Origin of the sequence: Planococcus sp. 11815 (genome assembly GCF_051096385.1) — a bacterium.
Classification (GTDB): Bacteria; Bacillota; Bacilli; order Bacillales_A; family Planococcaceae; genus Planococcus; species Planococcus citreus.
In genome coordinates, this window is sequence record NZ_CP096991.1 from 3,167,768 (window position 1) to 3,191,454 (window position 23,687).

At 49.1% G+C, this 23,687-nt stretch carries 23 protein-coding genes and 1 riboswitch; of the genes, 6 read left to right on the forward strand and 17 right to left on the reverse strand.

The annotated features are described in order from the left end of the window. Window positions 1-3 precede the first annotated feature (3 nt). Window positions 4-2,049, reverse strand: a complete 2,046-nt coding sequence (locus tag M1Q06_RS15910; RefSeq protein WP_434400654.1) for a CocE/NonD family hydrolase — start codon at window positions 2,047-2,049, stop codon at window positions 4-6. Beyond that, entirely contained in the window at window positions 2,049-3,572 is a 1,524-nt protein-coding gene (locus M1Q06_RS15915; RefSeq protein ID WP_434400656.1) for a BCCT family transporter, read from the reverse strand. The genes M1Q06_RS15910 and M1Q06_RS15915 overlap by 1 nt, the downstream gene beginning before the upstream one ends. 142 nt (window positions 3,573-3,714) lie before the next feature. On the opposite strand from M1Q06_RS15915, the gene M1Q06_RS15920 reads away from it, so the two are divergent. Further along, window positions 3,715-4,368, forward strand: a complete 654-nt coding sequence (locus tag M1Q06_RS15920; protein WP_434400658.1) for a TetR/AcrR family transcriptional regulator — start codon at window positions 3,715-3,717, stop codon at window positions 4,366-4,368. Window positions 4,369-4,884: 516 nt separating this feature from the next. Continuing rightward, the gene (locus tag M1Q06_RS15925) at window positions 4,885-6,162 is read left to right on the forward strand and encodes an L-lactate MFS transporter (protein WP_434402906.1); all 1,278 of its coding nucleotides are present in this window, start codon (window positions 4,885-4,887) and stop codon (window positions 6,160-6,162) included. Window positions 6,163-6,234: 72 nt separating this feature from the next. On the opposite strand, the gene M1Q06_RS15930 is transcribed toward M1Q06_RS15925, so the two are convergent. Continuing rightward, the gene (locus M1Q06_RS15930; protein WP_434400660.1) at window positions 6,235-7,728 is read right to left on the reverse strand and encodes an amidase; all 1,494 of its coding nucleotides are present in this window, start codon (window positions 7,726-7,728) and stop codon (window positions 6,235-6,237) included. A 278-nt stretch (window positions 7,729-8,006) separates the two neighbouring features. Between M1Q06_RS15930 and M1Q06_RS15935 the strand changes: the two genes are divergently transcribed. The 3 genes from M1Q06_RS15935 (at window position 8,007) to M1Q06_RS15945 (ending at window position 11,532) form a co-directional block, all read left to right on the forward strand. Further along, window positions 8,007-9,077, forward strand: a complete 1,071-nt coding sequence (locus tag M1Q06_RS15935) for a Fe(3+) ABC transporter substrate-binding protein (protein ID WP_434400662.1) — start codon at window positions 8,007-8,009, stop codon at window positions 9,075-9,077. Window positions 9,078-9,152: 75 nt separating this feature from the next. Further along, window positions 9,153-10,784: an ABC transporter permease gene (locus M1Q06_RS15940; RefSeq protein ID WP_434400664.1), complete on the forward strand. Its 1,632-nt coding sequence runs from the start codon at window positions 9,153-9,155 to the stop codon at window positions 10,782-10,784. Window position 10,785: 1 nt separating this feature from the next. Beyond that, complete coding sequence (locus tag M1Q06_RS15945) at window positions 10,786-11,532, forward strand: ABC transporter ATP-binding protein (protein ID WP_274844314.1); 747 nt, start codon at window positions 10,786-10,788, stop codon at window positions 11,530-11,532. A 56-nt stretch (window positions 11,533-11,588) separates the two neighbouring features. Here M1Q06_RS15945 and pabB read toward each other — a convergent pair whose 3' ends face one another. Together pabB and M1Q06_RS15955 are read right to left on the reverse strand one after the other, a co-directional pair. Continuing rightward, window positions 11,589-13,334 carry an aminodeoxychorismate synthase component I gene (gene pabB, locus M1Q06_RS15950; protein ID WP_434400667.1) on the reverse strand — a complete coding sequence of 582 codons (1,746 nt, stop codon included), beginning with the start codon at window positions 13,332-13,334 and terminating at the stop codon, window positions 11,589-11,591. Further along, window positions 13,309-13,932, reverse strand: coding sequence for an anthranilate synthase component II (locus M1Q06_RS15955; RefSeq protein ID WP_434400668.1), 624 nt, complete (start codon window positions 13,930-13,932; stop codon window positions 13,309-13,311). Before M1Q06_RS15955 ends, pabB begins: the two co-directional genes overlap by 26 nt. Window positions 13,933-14,140: 208 nt before the next feature. On the opposite strand from M1Q06_RS15955, the gene M1Q06_RS15960 reads away from it, so the two are divergent. Further along, window positions 14,141-14,290 carry a hypothetical protein gene (locus M1Q06_RS15960; protein WP_434400670.1) on the forward strand — a complete coding sequence of 50 codons (150 nt, stop codon included), beginning with the start codon at window positions 14,141-14,143 and terminating at the stop codon, window positions 14,288-14,290. A 33-nt stretch (window positions 14,291-14,323) separates the two neighbouring features. On the opposite strand, the gene M1Q06_RS15965 is transcribed toward M1Q06_RS15960, so the two are convergent. From M1Q06_RS15965 to M1Q06_RS16020, 12 genes are all read right to left on the reverse strand, one after another. Then, window positions 14,324-14,533 carry a hypothetical protein gene (locus tag M1Q06_RS15965; protein WP_434400672.1) on the reverse strand — a complete coding sequence of 70 codons (210 nt, stop codon included), beginning with the start codon at window positions 14,531-14,533 and terminating at the stop codon, window positions 14,324-14,326. Between the two features lie 123 nt (window positions 14,534-14,656). Further along, window positions 14,657-15,193 carry a DUF1259 domain-containing protein gene (locus tag M1Q06_RS15970; RefSeq protein WP_434400674.1) on the reverse strand — a complete coding sequence of 179 codons (537 nt, stop codon included), beginning with the start codon at window positions 15,191-15,193 and terminating at the stop codon, window positions 14,657-14,659. A 106-nt stretch (window positions 15,194-15,299) separates the two neighbouring features. Further along, entirely contained in the window at window positions 15,300-15,482 is a 183-nt protein-coding gene (locus tag M1Q06_RS15975; RefSeq protein ID WP_434400676.1) for a hypothetical protein, read from the reverse strand. A gap of 73 nt (window positions 15,483-15,555) precedes the next feature. Then, a complete protein-coding gene (locus M1Q06_RS15980; protein ID WP_434400678.1) occupies window positions 15,556-16,035 on the reverse strand; it encodes a flavodoxin domain-containing protein in 480 nt (159 codons plus the stop codon). Further along, window positions 16,022-17,068 (reverse strand): ribonucleotide-diphosphate reductase subunit beta, encoded by a 1,047-nt coding sequence (locus M1Q06_RS15985; RefSeq protein WP_434400680.1) that lies wholly within the window; start codon window positions 17,066-17,068, stop codon window positions 16,022-16,024. Before M1Q06_RS15985 ends, M1Q06_RS15980 begins: the two co-directional genes overlap by 14 nt. Window positions 17,069-17,074: 6 nt before the next feature. Continuing rightward, a complete protein-coding gene (locus M1Q06_RS15990) occupies window positions 17,075-19,252 on the reverse strand; it encodes a ribonucleoside-diphosphate reductase subunit alpha (protein WP_434400682.1) in 2,178 nt (725 codons plus the stop codon). Window position 19,253: 1 nt separating this feature from the next. Continuing rightward, window positions 19,254-19,742: an acyl-CoA thioesterase gene (locus tag M1Q06_RS15995; RefSeq protein ID WP_434400684.1), complete on the reverse strand. Its 489-nt coding sequence runs from the start codon at window positions 19,740-19,742 to the stop codon at window positions 19,254-19,256. A gap of 136 nt (window positions 19,743-19,878) precedes the next feature. Beyond that, a riboswitch (cobalamin riboswitch) is annotated at window positions 19,879-20,056 on the reverse strand. 1,107 nt (window positions 20,057-21,163) lie between these two features. Further along, window positions 21,164-21,352 carry a DUF3934 domain-containing protein gene (locus tag M1Q06_RS16000; protein WP_058382400.1) on the reverse strand — a complete coding sequence of 63 codons (189 nt, stop codon included), beginning with the start codon at window positions 21,350-21,352 and terminating at the stop codon, window positions 21,164-21,166. A 71-nt stretch (window positions 21,353-21,423) separates the two neighbouring features. Beyond that, entirely contained in the window at window positions 21,424-21,900 is a 477-nt protein-coding gene (locus M1Q06_RS16005) for a glutathione peroxidase (protein ID WP_434402908.1), read from the reverse strand. A 28-nt stretch (window positions 21,901-21,928) separates the two neighbouring features. Next, window positions 21,929-22,366: a transcriptional regulator, SarA/Rot family gene (locus M1Q06_RS16010; protein ID WP_404335479.1), complete on the reverse strand. Its 438-nt coding sequence runs from the start codon at window positions 22,364-22,366 to the stop codon at window positions 21,929-21,931. Between the two features lie 20 nt (window positions 22,367-22,386). Next, window positions 22,387-22,806 carry an organic hydroperoxide resistance protein gene (locus M1Q06_RS16015; protein ID WP_434400687.1) on the reverse strand — a complete coding sequence of 140 codons (420 nt, stop codon included), beginning with the start codon at window positions 22,804-22,806 and terminating at the stop codon, window positions 22,387-22,389. 150 nt (window positions 22,807-22,956) lie between these two features. Next, window positions 22,957-23,511: a methyltransferase family protein gene (locus tag M1Q06_RS16020; RefSeq protein ID WP_434402910.1), complete on the reverse strand. Its 555-nt coding sequence runs from the start codon at window positions 23,509-23,511 to the stop codon at window positions 22,957-22,959. Window positions 23,512-23,687 lie beyond the last annotated feature (176 nt).

Here is a 23,687-nt window from a genome sequence, read left to right on the forward strand (position 1 = left end):
GGTTTAATTGAAATCCCGCTCCGTTTCAAATTCACGGCAGGTATCATACACTTTTTCGTCACCGTCAAATGCGGCCAACTCACTCGTCACATAGAATTTCTTTTCATCAGCCCACATCGTGCTGGTGGATTCTAAACGGGTCTGCCATTCCCCTCGGCCAAGTGTCAAGGTCCAGTCGCAAACCACTTTTGCGGACAACGGATCTCCTTCCGCAATCCGATAGATATTGCGGTTGGTGCTGCCGTATTCCAAGCCGTTCGACGGCAATCGACGGCATCCTTCGTCCGAGAAATCTTCAAGCAGCCATTCATTGGTGACGGTATCATGCCGGATGGCACGGGTGCGCCCAGCTTCGCGCAGCACTTCACGGTCCAGCACCGCGGCTGTCTCCGGCTGCTTGAAAGGAGAATGTTCTCTTGAAGGAATCTCCTTTTGGTAAACCGGAAGCGTTAGTTTTGTCTCTGCGTCTTTGATTAACAAGACATTTGCTTCTTCTGCCGAAGGCCAAGCGTGTGGCCAATAATTTGGTGAAATCGATACTTGCAGACGATGGCCTTTTGGCACTTTATAGCCGATTGCATCCAGTTCAATGGTAGCTGTAAAAGCTTCTCCAGTCGGTACGTCTTCCGGAAATTCATGGCTGTTTCGATGCGTCAGGTTCAATTGCCCCCAGCTGATCAGCTTGGAAGTGCCAAATGGTGAAAGTTCGCTCAAGCGTACCGCCAAATTGCCGCGTGTCTGATCGCTCTTCAGCTTCACTGTCATGATTGGAAACCCAAGTATCGGCAAGTCTTTTTCCAGCTCCGCGCTGGTGAAAGTATTGGACAAGCCATTTTCGATGCCTTGGTCAGATGGCATATCTCCTTCTTGTCCGAACGGGCAAAAGACTCCCGCATATAAACCATGATGCTGGTGTTTTTTCAGCCACTCTTCACCTTCAGCCGGTGCTTCAGCCAAATCGAGATCTCCCAAATAAAAGTTTTGATCTTCTGTGTTAGGGGTCGGCCATGCTTGCTCTTCCACCCATTCTCCCGGCCGCACATCATAATCCGTTTTCGGCGGCACTGCATCCTGCATCCACAGGCGGATCGGGGCTTCTTCCATAATGCCCGTTTCTTCCTCTTTCAACCACTGGTCCCACCAACGAAGACATTCCTGAAGAAATCCGATTTGCGGTCCTGGCACAGCGACTTCCGGGTATTCATGGGCCCACGGGCCGATTAATGCTTTTTTCGGACCTTTCAAGTTTTTCATCATGCGAAAAATTGCATTCGTGTAACCGTCCGCCCATCCTCCAACTGCATAAACTGGAATTTGCACATCCTCGTAATTCTCACAAATCGAGCCATGCTTCCAATACGCATCACGCCGCTGGTGGCGCATCCATTCTTCTATAAAAGGCGGCGTCTTCTCCAGACGTTCCAGCCATTTTTCCCGCCAGTCTTCCCCGACATGTTCAGGGTCTGCAGGGCGCGCATTGTAAGCAAGCATCGTCGAAGCCCACCACAACATATCCGAAGCGAGCACTGCGCCTCCCTTATAATGGACATCATCTGCATAGCGGTCATCGGTCGAGCATAAGGTGATGACGGCCTTTAATGCCGGATGCTGACGAGCGGCCACTTGAAGGCCGTTAAATCCTCCCCAAGATTTCCCGATCATCCCGACCGCTCCATTTGACCAGTCTTGTGCTGAGATCCAATCTAAGATTTCCAGCGCGTCGTCCTGTTCTTGCGTGGCGTATTCATCGTACATGATGCCTTCCGAATCTCCGCAGCCACGCATATCCACCCGGATGCTTGCATAGCCATGCCCGGCAAAATACGGATGCCGCAATGAATCGCGCAAGGCAGTGAATTCGTTTTTCCGATACGGTAAGTATTCAAGCACTGCGGGCACCTTAAGTCCGATCGCTGTTTTTGGCATCCAAACTTTCGCAGACAGCCTAACACCATCAGACATCGGAATCCACAAGTGATCCGTCACTTCCACTTCATACGGAAATTCTTCTTTCACTTTTCGTGTGCTTTCCCTTACGTTAAAGACCATTATTTTTCCGCTCCTTTACCTATCTGTTCATGATAATCTTCTTTCAGCCATTTCAACAATGAAGCCGTCAGTAAGCCATACAGCAAGATAACCGGTACCGAGACAATGACCGAAGAGGTTTGAATGACGTTCAATCCGCCGATCAATAATAACGAAATGGCAAGCGCCGCCAGCACCATTCCCCAAAGCATACGGTTCCAGCGTGCCGGTTCCTGTCCTGCAGATAATTCTTTCGTCGTGATGGATGCGAGGATATAAGTTGCTGAATCCAATGATGTCGCCAAGAAAATGAAGCCGAGAACGGCAAAGAACGGTAGCACCAGAAAGCTCAGCGGCAAGCTCTTCAAAATCTCAACGATTGCTGCTGGGTCACCACTTTCATTCATCACGCCTAAGACATCAAGTGCTCCGCTCAATTGTAAATTCAAGCTATAGCCACCAAATATGCCGAAATATAACCAACTGCCGACTGAGCCCCATAAGAGAATATGGGTAATCAATTCACGGATGGTGCGGCCGCGTGAAATCCGAGCGACGAACAATCCGATGAACGGCGCTGTTGCCGCAAACCATGCCCAATAGAAGACCGTCCAGCTTTGTGGAAATCCACCTTGATTGATCGGGTCTGTCGAGAAGCTCATGAAAGCGAAATTTTGCAGCATCAGCCCGAAACTATTCGTAAAGTTCGATAAGATAAACAAAGTCGGCCCTGCTAATAAGACAAATACCGCCAAGCCAAGCGCTAAATAAACATTCCAGTCACTGAGCTTGCGTATACCTTTATAAAGCCCTACGTACGCACTGGCACTGTAAATGACGACCCAAACCGCGATGATGATGATGCTCAAGGTGAGCGATTGGGCAACGCCGAAAATTTCACCGATAACTGCGGACACCATCGGTACACCAAGGCCCAATGAGGTTCCGAGCCCTCCAACCAAACTCCAAATCACGAGGATATCAATGATTTTGCCAAGCCAGCCGTCTGCATGTTTGCCTAAAATACCGCGGCACGCCGAACTGATTTTCAATGAATGATTCTTCTTAACGAAAAACGAATAAGCAATGGTCACTGTCGGCAAAGCATACAACGACCAAGCCGAAATGCCCCAGTGGAACAAGCCGTAAGTAACGGCCCATTCCGCTGCCTGGTTGCTATTCGGCTCATAGCCAAACGGCGGCCCCATATAGTAATACATTGGTTCCATCATCGACCAGAACATAATGCTTGTGCCCATCCCCGCACAAAACAACATAGCTCCCCAACTAAAGGTCGAAAACTCAGGCGGTTCGTCACCCAAGCGAACTTTCCCATATTTGCTGAACACCAAATACATCAGAAGGATAAACAAGCCGAATGTCAGAAATTGAAACGCCCAGTCCAAATTGTAAGTGATGCCAGTCAACATCTTATTTAGTACAGGTTCTGCCGTATCCCTAAAAATGACCAAAGCCAAAGTCGCGACGACGATGACTCCCAACGAAGACCAAAACACCACAGGATCGATTTTCACTTTATTCATCCAATTCCCCCTTGAATTGTTAATCAAGATTAATTTATAATCATGATTACTTTTTTTACTATGTTTAGGTTAGCATGGTAGTATAAAAGAAATCAACAGTCGTTTAGGCAAGTTGCATAAAACAGAAATGGTGGAGTTGGATATGGAGAAACGAAATTTAAAAAAACGGAGAATGTGGACTTATTTTATCGATGCAACGGAGGAATTAATCCAAGCTGAAGGATTTCGTCATGTCACGATTCGGAAAGTGGCCGACAAAGCAGGTTATAACAGCGCGACCATCTATAATTATTTTGATGATTTATCCCATTTGCTGTTCTTTGCTTCTTTGAAGTTCATGCGCCCTTATATCGAAACGGTGACTGCAGAAATGGAAAAAGCAGACGATCCCATCGAGAAATACCTCGCTGCGTGGGATTGCTTCAGCCGTTACTCCTTTTCAATGCCGGAAATTTTCAACGCCGTTTTCTTGGTGGACCTTGGGGATCATCCTGAAAATATGCTGGCGCATTATTACGAATTGTACCCGATGGACTTGGTGACGGTTCCCGATGAACTGTTGCCAGGTTTGAAGAAGCGCAGCTTAACGGACCGTGGCCGTTATGCCATCCACTTTATCGTTGAATCTGGGGTGCTTGATGAGCAGCAAGCTGAAGAATTGAATGAACTGACCAACCTTGTGTGGCAAGGAATGTTTTCAAACTACCTGAACCATCGAAATGACTACAGCTCGGAAGAAGCACAAGAACGGGTCATGGCTTACATCCGCGATATCGTCCAGATGAAAGTGAATTGATGAAGCAGTTTCCTGAAACCGGAACCCCTCACCTACCGAGGAATTCCGGTTTTCTTATATCCAAATAATTATATTGTCTGAAATAGCATTTATTCGGCTAAAAGAGAGAAAACTATAGCTGAAACAGAATATTTTAGAATAGTTGAAATTCTTTTTCTGATAAGCCTCAAAACCGCATGAACACTGAATTCCAGACACCTCTTATGTCTCCTAAACATAGAATTTCTCCTTTACATTAGAAATTTTCTCTCTTAGTGAAAAATGAGTATATATTACCAATCTAATTTGCCCTTTTCTGAAAACGCTTACTTTTAAACGCTTGTTTTATTCCTTTTTCATTAAAAACGACTGATTTTCACCCTCTTAAACGCATAACCCCCCACTCTTCATTAATAGCAATATCAGTTTTTTATTAGATTAGTTTTTCTATTCTGAAAATTAGTTTGTCGAAATAGTGAAAAGCATGTATTCTCGAAAGAACAGTTTCACTCACAAAGGAGGAATTTCACTATGAAGATGAACAAAAACAGATGGCTGATCGCGTTATCCGCCATCGCGATCCAATTGTCGATCGGAGCGGCTTATGCCTACAGTGTCTATACAAAACCCATCAGCGAAACGATGGGCTGGTCTCCAACGGAAATCACTTACGCCTTCACGATCATGATGGCACTCGGCGGGATTTCCGCTGCGTTCTTCGGTGGCTTTGTTGAAAAGAATGGCCCCCGAAAATCCGCTATGGTAGCAGCTTTCTTGTTCGGTATCGGACAAGCAGGCGCTGGCTTTGCAACACAAATCGATTCACTCGTGCTGTTCCTGCTTACATACGGATTCATGAGCGGAATGGGGCTTGGCGTCGGGTATATCGCGCCAATCTCGACACTCGTCAAATGGTTCCCTGACCGCCGCGGCCTCGCGACTGGCATGGCCGTCATGGGCTTTGGCGCCGGAGCACTCATCACCGCTCCGGTTGCCGCAAGTTTGATCGCTTCTGTTGGCGTGACGACGACTTTCTATATTCTCGGTATCAGTTATTTCATCTTAATCTCACTCGGTGCTTCCTATATCGCACCGCCGCCTGAAGGGTTCATGCCTAAAGGAATGGAAGCGGACCTTGCTTCCGGCAAAAAAGTCATGAAAAAAGACTTGGCGCAACTGACAGCTAGAGAAGCTGTGAAAACACGCCGCTTCTGGATGCTCTGGACGATGATGCTCATCAACGTCAGCGCCGGCATCATGATCATTTCGGTCGCTTCTCCAATGGCACAGGAATTGGTCGGCTTGACGGCAGCCGGTGCCGCGACACTGGTCGGTATCATGGGGATCTTCAACGGCGGCGGTCGCCTCGGCTGGGCCGCAATCTCCGATTACATCGGGCGCCCGACCGTGTTCATGCTATTCTTCATCATTCAAATCATCGCTTTCGTCATGCTTCCGGGCATCACGAACGTCATCATTTTCCAAGTGTTTATCTTGCTTATTGTCAGCTGCTACGGCGGCGGCTTCTCGAACTTGCCGGCGTTTATCGGCGATATGTTCGGCACAAGACAGCTTGGTGCTATCCATGGCTATTTGCTGACGACCTGGTCTCTTGGCGGCATCATCGGGCCGGCGATCGTTTCACAAGTCTATTCCGCAACAAACAGCTATGTACCGGTTTTCTATATCTTCATCGGATTGATCTCCGTTGCGCTCGTCTTGTCCATCTTGATCCGCATGGACATCCGCCGTGTGGAACGCAATTACGAAAAAGACGACAAGGTCCAAGCGACCCAGCAAGCCGTTTCTTCTTAAAACGAATGAAAGCCCTGGAAAAGGAATTCCTTTTCCAGGGCTTTTTGTGTTTCCTTCTATAATAGATTCGATTTATTGAAAGAATGGGTTACCGCGCTGGCCGATCCATAAATCGCTTTGTTCGATTTGCCGCGCCAACTGGAGCAAGCGATGCTCCTCCCCTTTTTGGGCCATTACCTGGACGCCGATCGGCAAATTCGCCTCGGTCACATGAAGCGGCAAAGACATCGCCGGCTGGCCGGTCAAGTTCGCCAGCTGCGTGAACGGCGTGTAGCTAAGGCTTGGCAAGAACATTGCATAGATCAGTTCTTGCTGATCGGTAGTATCACGTGCCATATCGAGTGCTTGCAATAAGCGCGTACGTGATTCTTTAGAATGGCTCAATTCGCCGATTTCTGGGGCAGGGTGCGCGGTCGCGGGAGTAATGTAGAAATCAAAACGCGCGTGCAGTTCTGCCATTTTCGCGGCGGCTGCGTCCCACGCGGCAAGGCTCGCAGAATAATCTGCGGCCGAAACCCGTTTGCCGGCAGTCGCCAAAAGCCAGGACTCGATTTCCATATCGTCTTCCGACAGGCGCCGGCCGAATGTTTTCTCGAGGTTTTTCTGAAGCAGCGCCATTTCCCCGCTGTTCATCAAATAATACTCACGCATCAATTGAACGCCGTCGATGTCAGGAGCTTGTTCTTCGACTCTATGCCCCTGCTCTTCAAGCCAGCGCACCGTCTTCAGCACGGCTTGTTTCGCATCTTCTGACACTAACGTACCGACAGGCGATTCCAGTGAGAACGCAATCGTCAGCGGCTCGCTAAACTCCCGGCCCAGCTGTTCCGTATAGTTCCCGGGAAATAGCGGCGTTTGAAACGCGGCTTCCGGCTGGACGACCTGCAATGCATCGAGTAGCGCAGCGCTGTCCCGCACCGTCCGGCTTAATGCAAAGTCGATCGATGCCCCTTGCCATTGCCGTCCGGCTCCCGGCCCGACTGGCGTTCTGCCGCGTGTCGGCTTGAGCCCGAACAAACCCGTGAATGATGCAGGGATGCGAATCGAGCCGCCCCCGTCACTGGCGCCGGCGACAGGCACGATGCCGGATGCTACAGCGGCCGCTGCCCCGCCGCTTGAGCCGCCTGGCGAATGATCCGTATTCCACGGATTGTGCGTCGGGCCGAACAGCTCAGGTTCTGAAATATTCTTCAAGCCGAATTCCGGCGTATTCGTGTGCCCGATCGGGATAAGCCCAGTTGCTTTCAAGCGCGCGACGAAATGAGAATCGCGTTCCGGGCGGAAGTCTGCAAACAATTTCGATCCCGCACTCAGGCGCTGTCCCGCGAGTGCCTGGGAGATGTTCTTCAAGGCAACCGGCACACCACCGAAGATGCCGTTTCTTCCATTCTCCGCATCCAGCAATGCCTGCTCGTGACGCTCCGCTGTGAAAGCATGGAGTTTCGGTTCGACTTCATCCAAGCGCTGAAAGCTGAGTTCCACCAATTCCCTTGGGCTAACTTCCCCTTTTTTCACCAATTCCGCAAGCGCTGTCGCATCGAGCGACAAGTATGTTTTCATATCCATTCCGTATGCCCCCGTTTCCATTAGATCAGTCCAGTTGTTTCTCATTCTCAAGTGTAGCATTTCCTGAGACTGGCAAATAGCCAGGGGTTCGATGAGGCTTTGAGAAGCTTTCAAACTAAGCGCTTCCATTTGTTATCTAAAATATAACGAAAATGGACACATTTAAAACAAGTTTTCCGCTAAAACCGTTGACTTTAATGAGTGGCTAGCTATACTAGTAAATGAGAATCGTTTTCATTTAAATAAGATTCATCAACCAATTCAAAGGAGAGACATCCATGAAGAAATTGCTTTCATTCCTATTAGTGCTCGGCACGCTTCTAGTCCTTGCTGCATGCGGCAGCTCGAACAGCTCAGAAGAACAACCGGCGGAAACGTCCGGCGAAGAAACAGCCAGCAACGAAGTGAATCTATATACTGCACGCCACTACGATGTGGACGATGAGCTCTACAAGAAATTCGAAGAAGAGACCGGCATCAAAGTCAACTTGATCAAAGGCGAAGCCGACGAGTTGCTTGAGCGCATCAAGCGCGAAGGCGACGCTACGCAAGCCGATTTGTTTTTGACAGCTGATGCAGGCCGCCTGCACCGCGCGAAAGAAGACGACATTTTGCAGTCTGTTTCAAGTGAATTGCTGGATGAGCAGATTCCTGCCAACTTCCAGGACGAAGACCAAATGTGGTATGGCCTGACAAAACGCGCACGTGTCATCCTGTATGACAAAGAAACAGTCGACCCGTCTGAACTATCCACGTACGAAGCGTTGACGGAAGACGAGTGGGCTGGACGCATATTGATCCGCAGCTCTGAGAACATCTATAACCAATCCTTGCTCGCTTCTTTCATTGAATTGAACGGCGAAGAAGAGGCGAAAGAATGGGCAGCTGGCATGGTCGAGAACTTTGCGCGCGACCCTGAAGGCGGCGACCGCGACCAAGCGAAAGCAATCGCAGCGGGCGTTGGCGATGTAGCCATCATGAACACGTATTACTTCGGCCAAATGCTGAATTCTGAAGACCCTGAAGAAGTCAAAGTGGCTGAAGGCCTCGATGTGTTCTTCCCGAACCAGGATACGACAGGCACGCACGTGAACGTCAGCGGCGCGGGTGTGGTAAAATCAGCTAAGAACCAAGAAAATGCCATCAAATTGCTGGAGTTTCTCTCCGCACCGGAAGCCCAGGAAACATTCGCTTCCGTCAATTATGAATACCCAGTAAACGAAGCAGTGGAACCATCCGAATTGCTGCAATCATGGGGTGACTTCAAAGAGCAGGACATCTCGATGTCTGCACTCGGCGAAAACAATGCCCAAGCGATTCTATTGTTCAACGAAGTCGGCTGGAAATAAGCTGAATGATTTCCCCTTGCCGCTGGTTTAGTGCGGCAAGGGATTTCTTGCGAGTTGGAAAGAGGTGCCTGGATTTTGCAACGCAGATTGGCCAATTTCAATATCTGGACTGTAGGGGCAGTCGTCATCATCCTGATGCTGTTCCTGCCGAATTTGACCATTGTCACCGGGCTGTTCACGCCGTCAAATGACAATTGGGAACATATGAAAGAGTTCGTATTGCGTCAGTTTGTCATCAACTCACTGATCCTGACGCTCGCGACAGCGTTCTTCACGATTCTGATTGGGCTGAGCCTGGCCTGGCTGATCGCGCAATACGATTTTCCATTCCGGCGCTTTTTGAAGTGGGCGTTGATCCTCCCTCTTTCCATCCCGCCGTTTATCGGTGCTTATACGTACCACGGCATCTTGAATTTCACCGGCGCCATCCAGACGACGCTGCGCGAGGGATTCGGAATGGAGCTGAACCCGGCGTATTTCGATATCATGAATTTGCCCGGGGCGATTTTCATTTACACGATGTTTTTGTATCCTTATGTTTACACGATCACGCAAGTGTATTTGTCTGAACAATCAGCGTCATTGATCGAAAGCACACGGTTGCTCGGCAAAGGCCCTTGGCGCACGTTTTTCCAAGTGGTGCTGCCGATTTCCCGGATTTCCATCATCGCCGGTGCAAGCCTGGTCGTGTTGGAAGTGCTGAATGATTACGGCGTCGTGAAATATTACGGCATCCAAACCTTTACGACCGCCATCTTCCAAAGCTGGTTCGGCCTTGGGGACTTGGATACGTCGATCAAACTGGCCGCGTCTCTCATGGGCTTCGTCATCATCATCCTGCTCATCGAGAAGCTGCTTCGCGGCAGACGGCAATATAGCTATTTCTCGACGAAAGTACGCCCGCTTCAGCTGATCCCGCTCAGTGGATGGAAAGGCTTTGCGGCGGCAGGCTACGGCATGGTGATCTTGAGCCTTGGATTCTTCATCCCTGTCATTCAGCTGGTTGACTGGACGGTTTTGACCTTCGGGACGATCCCGATGGAAGAATTCATGCGCTATGTGCAAAACTCGGTGTTTGTCGCCGGGCTCAGCGCCACCTTGATCGTCATCCTTGCGCTCATCGTCGGGAATTTCGCCCGCATGGTGCAAGGCAAATATACAAAACTCTTGCCGAAACTGACAGTGCTCGGCTATTCGATTCCTGGGGCGGTCATCGCCGTCGCAGTCGTCACGGCTTTTGTCGCACTCGACGGCTACCTCGCTCCCGTTTATCTGGCGATCGGCCTCGAGACGACGTTGGTGCTCAGCGTCAGCATTGTTCTGCTGCTCGCTGCTTACATCATCCGGTTCTTCGCCATCGGCTACAACTCGATTGAGACGGGCTATGACAAGATCGGCACGAACTTCCGGGATGCTTCAAGACTCCTCGGCGCCGGCCCGACGAAGACCTTTTTTAAAGTCGATGTGCCGATGATGAAAGGCGCGATTATCAGTGGATTTATCCTGGTCTTCATCGATGTGCTCAAGGAGATTCCCTTGACATTGATCCTCAGACCGTTTAATTTTGATACATTGTCAACAAAAGCTTTCCAGTACGCAAGTGATGAAAAAATCATGGAGGCTTCCCAAGCTTCCTTACTGATTGTCGGTATTAGCGCCTTGGCCATTGTGATTTTCTATAAGATACTCGAGAAGGAGATGGATTGATATGTTTGTCGCCATTGAAGATGTGAGTTTTTCCTATCCGAATACACAGGCCCCTGCACTTGATCGGTTCACGCTGGATATAAAAAAAGGTGAAGTCATTTCGATCCTCGGGCGCAGCGGCAGCGGAAAAAGCACAATTTTGCGTTTGCTCGCCGGGCTTGAGCGGCCGAAAAACGGACGTTTAGTCATCCAGGACGAAACCTTGTTCGACGACAAGACATTTTTGCAGCCGGAAAAACGTGGCATTGGCATGGTTTTCCAAGACTACGCTTTGTTCCCGCATATGACGGTTGCCGCGAACATCATGTTCGGCTTGTCCGGCATGAAAAAAGCTGACAAAAAGCGGCGCATGCGTGAAATGCTTGAACTCGTCGAATTGGAAGAATACGAAAAGCGCTATCCGCATCAATTGAGCGGCGGCCAGCAACAGCGTGTAGCAATTGCCCGCGCGATTGCGCCGAACCCTCATTTGATCTTGCTGGATGAACCTTTCAGTAATTTGGACGCCGAGCTGCAAGGGAAAATTCGCAAAGATCTTCGGGAGATTTTGAAAAAGGCGAACATCACTTCCATCTTTGTCACCCACGATGAAAAAGACGCGCATATCCTTGCCGACCGCATCGTGAAATTGAAAGACGGCAAAATGGATTTTGTGGGGCGCCCGTGCGATATGCTCGATACGTTCCGCCAAGAAGCCATTGCCGAATCCGAAGAAGTATTGAAACCTAAAGCTACCGTCAATGCGTAATATAGAAAAGCCGGCCCTTCCGTGATGGAAGGGCCGGCTTTTTTTAACTGCTATTTTCACACAGGATAAGTATCAAGTTCTACTTTCATCCACCCGCGGACGCTGTTGATGAACCAGATGGCGTCGAATGTGTGGAGTTCATCTTTTTTCAGCACTTTCGTTTCGATGCGCTCTTCATCAATCAGCTGTTCGCGATAAGTGCCCGCAAGCAGTCCGCTTGAGACGGGCGGCGTGTAGAAGCGGCCGTCTTTTTCAGCGACCACATTGCCGATGGTGAACTCGGTCAATTCTTCACGATCATTCCATAACAGCACGGAAAAAGCGTCAGGCGCGTGCTGTTGATGCTGGTCATAAATGCCTCGGTTGGTCGTTTTGTGATAAAGAAATGCATTTCGGCTGTCGACGGGCGCTTTGGCGAGTGCACAGCGGATCGGCTGCTCGATTGGGGCTGCCGGCTGTGCAGCCAACTCCATCTTGCCGCTGCGCTCAAGCGTCAGGCGGACTTTGAAAAGGCCTGTCGCATGCTTTGAAGCAAGCGATTCCAATTGTTTCGCCACAACTTCTTCATCCAATGCAAAACAAAAATATGCCGCGCTTTTTTTCAGCCGTGCGAGGTGGAGCGCGACAAGCGGATAATTGCCGTCTTCCAGCTTGAGTGATTCGAGCAAGGCGAATTCCGGGCGCTGGTCAGTCAACACGCGGGCTTTTGTCAATAGCTCTTCGTACTCGCCTTCGGATGTTGAATCCCAAGTGATGCCGCCGCCTACCCCGTAGCGCGCAGCCGATTTGTCCTGATCGATGACGACGGTGCGGATCGGCACATTGAAGATGGCATTCTTTTCAGGCGTGATATAGCCGATTGCGCCGCAGTAAACTTCCCGCGGCGTCTGTTCGAGTTGAGCGATATAACGCATCGTGCTGATTTTCGGCGCGCCGGTGATCGAGCCGCACGGGAACAAGGCTTTGAACCAATCGAATACGCTGAGCCCTTCCGGCAATTCAGCTTCTACCGTTGATGTGAGCTGGTGGACGGTCGGGTATTTCTCGGCTTCAAACAACTTCGGCACCTGTACGGTTCCCGGTTTGGCGAGGCGGCTCATATCGTTTCGCAATAAATCCACAATCATCAAGTTCTCGGCACGTTCTTTTTCCGAATCAAGCAGCACATCCAAAATGGCCTCATCTTCCCAGCTCGTCCTGCCGCGCGGCGCAGTTCCTTTCATCGGCTTTGTGCGGATACGCGAGCCGTCGATGCGGAAGAATAATTCCGGCGATGCCGACAAAATCTGATGGCGCCCGATATCCAAGTAAGCGCTGTAATCCGCTTGCTGGTTGCGCGCAAGCTGACGGTAAAATGCTTTCGCATCCCCTTTGAATCCGGCGGTGAGGCGTTCTGTGTAATTCACTTGATACGTATCGCCTTCTTCGATGGCTTGGCGGATTTTTTGGATGCCGTTCTTGTACTCGGCAACGGATCCTTCAAGCGACCAAGAGGATACTTCATAATGTTCATCGCCTAAGATTTTTGGCGCTTGTGGATCGCGATAGATGCCAAACCAGACGAGCGGCATTTCGGCACCTCTGCGAACGGCCATTTCCGGATGGAAAGCAGGCGCAGCTTCGTAGGATACATAACCCGCAGCGTAATAGCCTTGGGAGGTGTACTCATCGACTTGTTCAAAAACAGCCGCCACTTCTTCAAGCGATTTAGCTTCAAGTACCGCATGCGGCTCAGAAAAAGCGACCGTCTCCGGCGTTCCGTCGTCTTTTGCAAAATCAAACTGCAGATAAGGGGCCATCATGTGCGCCTCCTTTCTTTTCACGTTTCCATACTTGGGCGTTCTGATAGGCGGTCGCAAGCATCTGAAAACCATCCTTTGTCAAAATCGACTCGGGATGGAACTGGATGCCTTCAACCGGCAGTTCTTTATGGCGCACGCCCATGATGCTGCCATCTTCTGCCCTAGCTGTTACTTCAAGAATGTCCGGCAGTGACATGCTGTCTGCTACGAGTGAATGATAGCGCACGACCGGCGTCGGTGAAGCGAGCCCTGCAAAAACCCCTTGCCCGCCATGTGCCACTCCCGACACTTTCCCGTGGACAGGCTGTGCACCTTTACGGACTTGCCCGCCGTAGAACTCGACAATGCTCTGGTGTCCAAGGCACACGCCGAGTATCGGCACGTTCCCGCTGAACTGTTCGAGCGCTTCACGCCCAACCCCTGGCTGCAAGGGCTTGCCCGGGCCTGGCGACAGCACAATCAGTTCCGGCGACAACGCTTCGATATCTTGAAGTGTGGCCTGATCATTTTGGAAGACCTCAACATGCGCGCCGAGCCGCTCGAAATAATGGACCAGATTATATGTAAATGAATCGTAATGATCGATGATGACAATCACGGGAAAAACTCCTCTTCAAATGAAATGTTGCGTAAGTTCATTATAAAGGGAGGATGAGGATTAAGCATCGATTATCTAATGGCTAGGTTTGAGCCTAAAGCAAAGCTGTTGTATCTATATTATGAAATAGAAAATATTTCCTTTATTGTCTTTATAATCTGCACTTAAGTTATAATACGATTAACTTGTAATGAAGGGAGATAATGGGATGGAAAAGAATTTACTGGTTTACATAGCAGTCGGAGCCCTTCTTGGACTGTTCTACGGCAGCATTTGGCAAGGAATCGCCGCCATGACATTGGTTTATATTGCACTGCGCCTCGACCATTTGATAAAACTATTGGAATTTAGAAAGTAACACGAGAAATTCAAACCATCGCCAACAAGGAGATTACTCTTGTTTGGCCTCTTTCTGTTCTTGCGCTTCTTTTCTTTTCACCCTCTTCTCAAACCAAAATCCGCCGCGTATAAATAGCGTGATGAACAAAGCTTTAAAAAGGTTTTCCTGTAAATTCCACGTATTTTCTTGTATGTAATTCATCCAACTATTAAAAGCTGCAAGCACCAAAAACCCTATAAAATACACTATAAATTCACGCATGCCCAAGCCTCCCACTGAATCAAAATGTGCCAGCAACCCCACCATAACATGCCAACTTTCTCTTTCCAAATAAAGGATACACGCTAAAAACCCGGATCGCCAGGCGGTCCGGGTTTTGTCTATTTAATCGATCTGGCGCAAGGCAGCAGCGAGGCGCGCGGCGAAATTCTCTGGCGGTTCCTCTGTTGTCAGTCGCAGACACACAATATTCGGGTTTGAGTCGATGCTTTGTTCAAATTCTGTTGGCAAGGCTATTGGATATTGCTGCAATGCTTGCGTAAATAACACTACTTCTTCAGGGAGCAAATATATGTCTGCTTCGTTTACGGCAGAACCGTCAGATTTCAGGTTTCGAAACGATATATCGTGTTCCAGTGTGCAATCAAAACTTTTATCATGCAATTCAATGGTTACGGTTCGGTTTTTCTTGATCAGACATTCCATGTCCGTGGTATCGGTTTCCGCCTCAAGCAAGTTACCGACCTGTTGTGCCAGATCCATGATGGTGTGTTCGATTTTCATATCGTTCCCCTTTCTTAAAGCAGATTGTGCTAAAAAGAAAACGCCGAAAAAAACCCAAGCAAGGGTTTTTTTCGGCGTTGGTTCCAGCGCTATAGTCTGTTCCATTTTACCAAATTGGAGTTGATCATTTTGAAGCAATGATGATTGACGCCTGACCGGAAATACTATGGTTTCCCGTTCGTATACAGTATAAGACAAATCGTCAAAAAAGGGAAACTATAGGCCCACAACTACTTATACAAAGTTAGTCTTCTTCCTCTTCTTCATCGTCACTCTCATTGTCTTCAGAGTCGCCTTGTTCTTCACCTGGCATGACGTCTGTTTCCTGTTCCATTTCCGGCTCTTCTTCTCCGCCACCGCATGCAGCGAGCACTCCCGCAGATAGCATTGCCGCTGCGCCGACTTTCAACCATTTCTGTTGTGCCATTGACCTTCCTCCTCTGTTTCAATTCCTTATTAGCTCTATACCCGCTTGTACAAAGGAGAAACTATCGGAAGCTTCAAGAGTTGGCGGCTGACAACATGCCTTTGTGATGGCTGTATTTTAACAGCACACTTTCTGCAAACACGCCGCAGCGCATGCGGTCGTCCGCAGACGGCATCTGTTCGACTTTAAGCGTTGCAGCTAAGATGGTTGTCGCATGAAGCATGTCCCGGAACAGATCCACCGCGCCGCAATACGTTGCAAAGCAGCGGTCGCCTGTCCCGAATACACCCGTAACAAGCGTCTTGTCTTGCTGTTCCATCGCTTCAAATAAGCCATGAAGCTGCTTTGGAATGTCACCGTTCATCCAGGTATAAGTACCGACCACAACTATATCGTAACGACATAGTTTAGCGAGATCGAATTCTTTTACACGAAAAACATCCGGTTCAGTCCCTTGCCGCACGAAAGCGTCTCCCACCATGTGCGCAAGGATTTCAGTGTGCCCCGTCGCAGAAGCATAGACAATTGCAACGCTCGGTTTATAATTCGTCAAAGCCGTTCGACTCCGATACTTTCGTATAGGCGCGTGATTTCTGTTCGAAGAAATCCGACTTCGTGCTGTTCATCATATCATCACCGAAGACGCGGATCCACGGCATCGGGTTGTCACGCGTTTCATAGAGGTTGCCAAGGCCGATTTGGCGCAGCCGCTTGTTGGCCAAATACTCGACGTATTCATTGAACTCATCAAGATCAAGCCCATCAATCTCCCCAAGGATATGCTGTGCCCATTCTTTTTCGAGTTCCACTGCGTGCGCCACTTCCTCGCGAATCCAGTTGTTCATATCATCTGTCGCGAGTTCTGGGTTTTCTGCAATCAAGATGCGGATAAATTGCGAAACAAAATAAGCGTGCTGCATTTCATCGCGTTGGATATAGCTGATCATCGTACTCGTCTTGAGCATTTTCTGCTGGCGAGCGAGATGGTAGAAAAACGCAAAACCCGCGTAGAAATAAATGCCTTCCAAGTTGATCGAGTTGACCGCAAGCTTCAGCAGGTTTTCCAAATTCGGCTCGGTGCGGAACGCTTCGTAAGCTTGTAAAATGCGTGCGTTGCGTTTTCTGACGAGCGGATCGTTCTTCGCTTCGTCAAAGCGCCGGTTTTGTTCATCGAGCGGTACGAGCGAGCTGAGTACATAGGAATACGACTCGGTATGAACCGCTTCCTGTTGGGCGATGACGGCAAAAATCGACTTGAAACTTGAATCACTGACATAGTCCATGACTTGAGTCATCGTCGGCGTCTGCAGGCTGTCGAGAGACGCGAGCTGCGTGTTGATGCGCAAAAAGACGTCTTTTTCGGTATCGGACAATGAATCCCAATTTTTAATATCATCCTGCATATTGATTTCCTGCGCTTTCCAGAAGTTCGCTAGCAGCGCTTGGTACAGTTCATACATATGCGGATGGGCGATGTCGTTCCAATTGAGCAAACCAGAGCTCGCCCCGCCGACAATGGCGGTCGAGCGGTTCGGTGCATCCGGATCCATTAATGGTTGTTTCGTTAAAGTTTGCATACTCCTCATCCTTCCTTAGCTTTCACATGCCTCGCATGCTTCGATTTCTTCCTGAGACGTGCTGCGCACATAATAGCTTGTCTTTAAGCCGCAATTCCATGCTTCGAGGTGCAGTTCCAGCAATTCTTTGGCACGGATCGTGTGCGGCACGTATAAATTAAAGCTGATCGACTGGTCGATATGGCGCTGTCTTGCGGCATTTTGGCGGATGCTCCATTTTTGGTCCAGCACGTGGCGCGCGCGGCGGTAGTAGTCATACGTCCGGTGGTTGAGATCCGGTGCCGTCACATTAAAGCGGAAATTCTTTTTCTCTTCTGCGTATTCGACGGCATATAAAGGATCGATACCGTCTGTCGAGCCGCCGATTTTGGCAGTCGATGAGTTCGGTGCGACCGCCATCATCCAGCCGTTGCGCACGCCGGATGCGGATACTTTGCGGCGCAAGGCATCCCAGCGCTCTCCCTTGTAGCTGCGGCGTTCGAAATACTCGCCCGTATGCCATTCAGAACCTGTGAATTCACTGAATGCGCCTTTTTCTTCTGCCAGCCCCGCTGATGCGCGGATGGCGTGCCAAGCGATTTCTTCGTATAAGGTATCAGCATAATCGACTGCTTCTTGCGTTTCCCAGTGGATGCTGCGAAGCGCAAGCAAATGGTGCCATCCGAATGTCCCTAATCCAACGGCACGATATTTTTGATTCGTTACTTCCGCCTGGCCGACCGAAATGGTATTCAAATCAATGACATTATCGAGCATGCGCAATTGAATGGGGATGAGGCGGGATAAGACGTCCGCTTGCACTGCTCTCGGCAAGTTGATGGACGACAGGTTGCAGACGACGAAATCGCCAGGTTTTTTCACAGTGACCAAATTGCCTTCTTCGTCTTTGTATTCTTTAATGATCTCAGTTGGAGACATGTTCTGGGCGATTTCGCTGCATAGATTGCTGCAATAGATGGATGTTTTGCCGATGCCGCGCAAGTGCTTATTCGGGTTTCCACGGTTCACTTCGTCGCGGTAGAACATATACGGAGTACCAGTTTCGAGCTGCGATACCATGATGCGCGCCATAACGTCCATTGCACGGAACGATTTTCTTGCCAATAAAGGATGGTTGACTGCTTCTTCGTATTTTTCCGTGAAGTATTTACGATCCGTTTCGTCATAGAAATCTTCCAAGCCAAGCAAATTGCCCTGCTCGTCTTTCCAACCCATCACTTGCTTCACTTCATGCGGGCAGAACGTATGCCATTCGCCGATGCTGCGTCCGTTTTCATCTGTTTCTTGCAGCTTTTTCATGAACAAATCCGGAATCGACACGCCCGTGAAAATATCGTGTGCTTTGCGGCGCTCATCGCCGTTGTTTGTTTTCAAATCCAAGAAGCCATTCATGATGTCCTTATGGAAGACATCTAGATACACTGCCACTGCGCCTTGGCGCTGGCCGAGCTGGTCGACACTGACGGCGGTGTCATTAAGCAGGCGAATCCACGGGATGACGCCGGATGAATTACCTTTAAATTTGCGGATGTCCGAGCCGAGTGCACGTACTTTTCCGTAATAAACCCCGAGGCCGCCGCCGTCTTTACTTAGGCGCGCAACGTCCCAGTTGTTCTGGTAGATCCCATCAAGCGAATCCGCCACGGTGTCGATAAAGCACGAAGACATTTGTCCGAAGCTTTTACCAGCATTCGATAAAGTCGGCGTCGCCACTGTCATATACAAATTGCTCATCGCCCAATACGCTTCCTTGACGAGTTCCAAACGGCGCACTTTCGGTTCTTTTTGCATCAAAGTCATTGCGATGATGAGAAAGCGCTCCTGCGGCAATTCCCAAACCCGGCCGTCATAGTCTTTTGCCAAATAACGGTCCGCCAGCAAGAATAATCCTATGTAATTGAACAATTCATCGCGCTCTGGTGCGATTTCTTTTCCTAGTAGGCGAATTTCGTCCTCGGAGTAAGCTTCCAACAAATCTTTCGAATAAATGCCAACTCGACTCAGCCCGTAAATCAATCCATAAAAATCATCGTATTTGTTCGCTGCGCTGTAGCCGCGTGTTTGTGCCGCTTGCTCGTATAATTTCTCCAAATATAATCCTGCTGCCTCAAACGTCCAATGCGGTTCGTCCATCGACACACGGTCAAGTGCATCTTGTATTTTTCTATCGCGTTCTACTGCTCCTAAAGTCATTTCAACACAGCTCCTTTGCATATTCGTTTGCGATCATTCGGCGTTCTTTTCGTTCTTGTGCATTCTCAAACAGTCGTTTTTCATTTTCTGTTTCCGGCACTACGCTCGCGACCGGCGTCGGGCGGCCTTCTGCATCTACTGCCACCATCGTCAAAATCGAGGTGGTCGTAAGGCTGCGCGTGCCGCTTTCGATGTGCTGACATTCTGCTTTGACGTATACTTCCATCGAAGTACGTCCTGTCGAAATGACGACGCCTTCTAGAATCAGGATATCGCCGACTTTCGCCGAGGACAGGAAATTGACGTTGTCAATCGAGGCAGTGACGACTGCACGCTGGCTATGTTTCATTGCCGCGATAGCCGCGATTTCATCGATATATGCGAGGACGGTGCCTCCGAAAATCGTGCCCATATGATTGGTATCCGGCGGCAAGACGAGCCGGGACTGGATGGTCCTGGATACGCCGGCCGGAAGTTGTTTTCTATGCATGCTGACTTCCTCCTTTTGAAAACACAAAAGCCCCCACTCTCCGGAGAGAATGGGGGCATAAACGCAAGTTAATTAGGTGGGCACACGTGGGCCACACAAACCAAACCTTTGTCATCCTTCCCAATTCCCGGAGAAGTGCAAAACGACAACAAAGGCAGGTCTCCTGGCTCGCGCGTCACTCTCCCCATGCCCTTCCCGTCCATTGGACAGTGGATTTCATGGTTCGTCTGCGCTTACAGTTGCGGGAACAGCTCCGGGATTTCACCGGATTCCCTATTCAGCCCATATTGGGCACCTTTGTTGCGGTATCACTATATATGGTGTTGAATTTTTACATCATCACCAAATCTTGTAGTTTCACTATAGACCAGTTCCAATTTCGCCGCAAGGATTTTCTCGCACTTCCTGCAGAAAGTGAAAAAGGGTCTAGTCACTGGCGTGTTTTTCGTATAAAACTTTCAATTTGTAGTTATTTTTTGATACGAGGTTCTTTAAATTTTCTGTTTCTGTGAAGATAGCGAGAGTTTGCTTGTAGAACCGATATGGTGTTGTGATTGTGCATCATCTTGGCAGTCGCCAGCCTGCTTTGGGTTGGCCTTTGGCAGTAAGCCAGGAAGACCGTCTGTCTTACTGCGTCGGCTCACCCTTGTCGCTGGCCGGCTAAAACATTTCATAGATTCGTGTGTGTTTAATTAAATCTACTTCTTTAATGAGTTCCCTGCTAGTGGGGGAATCGCTTTCCAGATTGGGCATGTAATGAGGTAGTGAGAGTTTGATTGTGGAATCGTTTCTGTGTTCTTCTTGTGCTTCATTTTATTAATCGCCGCCGGGCTTTGGGTTGGCCTTTCGCAATAAGCCAGGAAGAACGCCTGTCTTATCGCTTCGGCTCACCCCTTTGCGCTCGGCGGCTCGGAGACTTCGTTGTTCTATGTGCGTTTAATCGGAGCTGCTTCTTTAGTTAGTTGCCGGCTAGTGGGGGAATCGCTTCCCGGATTGAGCATGTAATTGGATAGCGAGAGATTTATTGTGAAATCGTTCCGGTGTTCTAGTTATGTATCATCTTGGTACTCGCCGCTGGGCTTTGGGTTGGCCTTTCGCAGTAAGCCAGGAAGAGCGCCTGTCTTATCGCTTCGGCTCACCCTTTTGCGCTCGGCGGCTTAGAGATTTCGTTGCTCAGTATGTGTTTAATTAGATCTGCTCCTATAGATAGTTGCCGGCTAGTGGGGGAATCGCTTCTTGAGATAAGCATCAACAAGATAGGCAGGATTTTCTCATGCAATCGTTCCGAAGCTTGGTTTGTTCTTTCAATGAGTTTTCGATGCCTCGCTTTAGAGTAGCTGCCGCAAAACCCCTCCGCTTTCTTCCGTCATTTCTATTTCCCAGGAAATAAAAAGGCCGCGCAATTACCTGCGCGGTTTTTGTTATCCATCGACCCATTCAGATTCAGCTTCTGGCTGTTTTCCTTTTTGGTTCGTGGCTTCTTTATTGTCTTTGCTTGTATACGGCTTGAAACTCTTGGCCTTGTTCTTGCCTTTTTCCCAACGGTTCCAGCCTTTTTTGCCGGTTCCTTGGCCTACGCCGCTTTTTGATTTCGCTTTTGCTTTGCCCATTTCTTTCACTCCCGTTCACTCATCGTGACGTTCAGCTTACCACATTCGGCAGCTTTCGTGAACAAAGGTGTTTAGGCGCCGAGCACTTTCTGGATGTCTTTGTGCATTGAATCGGGTGTATCTTTCGGTGCGAACCTCGCTACGACTTTGCCATTTGGATCGATCAGGAATTTTGTGAAATTCCATTTGATGCCGCTCGACAGGAAGCCTTTCGTGTTCGACGTCAAATGATCGAACAAGGGATGTGCATCTTTACCGTTCACCTTGATGATGTCATGCATCGGGAAAGTGACGCCGTAAGTCATGCGGCATGATGATTCGGCATCTGCCGCTTCCCCGAGTTCCTGGCCGAATTGATCGGACGGAAAGCCGAGCACAACAAGGCCTTCATCTTTGTAGCGCTGGTAAATTTTTTCGAGGCCATCAAATTGGCCGCGCAAACCGCATTTGGTCGCCGTGTTGACGACGACCATTGGCTGTCCTTTGTAACGTTCGAGCTTATACTCTTCCCCGCTGGCATCGGTGACCTTAATATCGTAGATTCCCATCATTCACCACTCCCGTTTCCAAGATTTTTCACAGATCCATTTCACCGAAAAATGCATTCAAGTCTTTCAAGTTTTTCATCAGCTCGATGGCATTGACATCGAGGTAATTGCAACTCGTGATTTTGTCATGAATGGCTTGGCCGATCGGCTCTTCGTCGGCAATCGACTGCTCGGTCAAAGAAATGCGAAAAGCGCGGCGGTCTTCAGCCGATTGTTCTTTCACGATGCGGCCATTTTGAATCATCCGGTTGATGATCGGGTTAAGTGTGCCGGTGCCGAGGCCTAGTTGCCCGCCGATCTCTTTCATCGTCAAGCCGTCTTTTTCCCACAACACCAGCAACACCAAATACTGCGTAAAGGTCAGGCCAAACGGTTCTAAGGTCTTCGCGTAAAGTTTTGAGAAATTGCTCGAAGCTTTATACACTTCAAAGCATAATTGCTGTTCCAGTTTGGTTGGTTTGTCCATGTCATCACCTGTTTTTCTGCTTATCGAACGACAATCTCCACGTCCACTGAATCTTTAATGGCTTTGGAATATGGGCAATAAGCGTGTGCTTTTTCGACATACTCCTGCTTCTTGCCATCTTCCAATCCGTCGATATCCACTTCAAGGCGCACTGCGAGTTTCACGCCGCCGTCCGTTTTATCGCCAAGCAAGGAAACTGTCGCTGTAACTTCGCTGTTCGTTACTTTCACTTTATCACGTTCCAACACGAAGTCCAATGCACTGTTGAAGCAAGAGCTATAGCCTGCCGCAAACAATTGCTCAGGGTTCGTCGCCGTGTTTGGCTGACCGCCAAGTGCGACTGGTTTTGCTACGTCGAGGTTAAAAATATTGTCCGGCGAATAAACCGTGCCTTCGCGTCCGCCGCTGTTAATCATTGTCGTTTCAAATAGTGGTTTCATTTTTATATCCCTCCAAGAATTATATCTTACACGATGTATATTAAATTAAATCGTACACGATGTAAAATGAAACGCTTCGGTTTTTTGCAAAATAAAAATCCCGGATGCAAGATCCGGGATTTCCACTTCTTTATTCGCGATAGCCCAGCTTCAATAAATATAAGGAATCAAGCGGGCGCGGTGCTTCATCCATTCCTTGTATTCGGGTCCTAACTTTTCGACGAGCAAGGCTTCTTCGTGCTGCATGCGTTTATTGAGTGCAAAAGCGAGCAACAAGCCGCCGGCAACCGCCGCGATTAGGCTCGTAAAGAACAGCGCCATGCCGATGCCGATCAAAAACAAGCCGGTATAAAGCGGGTGGCGCAGCTTGCGGTAAGGGCCGCTGCTGACGATACTATCGCCTTCCCTCACCGTCACGTGACGCGTAAATTGTGATTTCAAATGAATGATTCCCCAAAATCGCAAAAAGACGCCTATGATAAGCAACACGAGCCCGATCGGCTTGAGCACCGATGCAATTTCATTTTCTGCCAGCTCCTGAAGCCAAAAACCAACCACGATGGTGGCAATCAGCGACAATAGGATCCCGAAGAATGTCCTTTTTTCGACCGAGTCGCCTTGCCCAGTCTCACGGTTTTTAAAAACGATGAATTCGACCAGCCAGATAACGCTCACGGCGGTGAAAACCCAGTCCATCCACCCCATCACATCCACCTCTTTCTTCTCCTTAAAATACTATAGAAGATGCTGCTCAAATACAATTTCCAACTGGTTGTGCATAGAAAAAAGCTGTCCCGGCACCTTACCGGAACAGCTCTTCTTTAGTCTTCGTCCGTCACCGACAACTCAACGAGCATCGCGGTGAAAACGATAAAAATGGC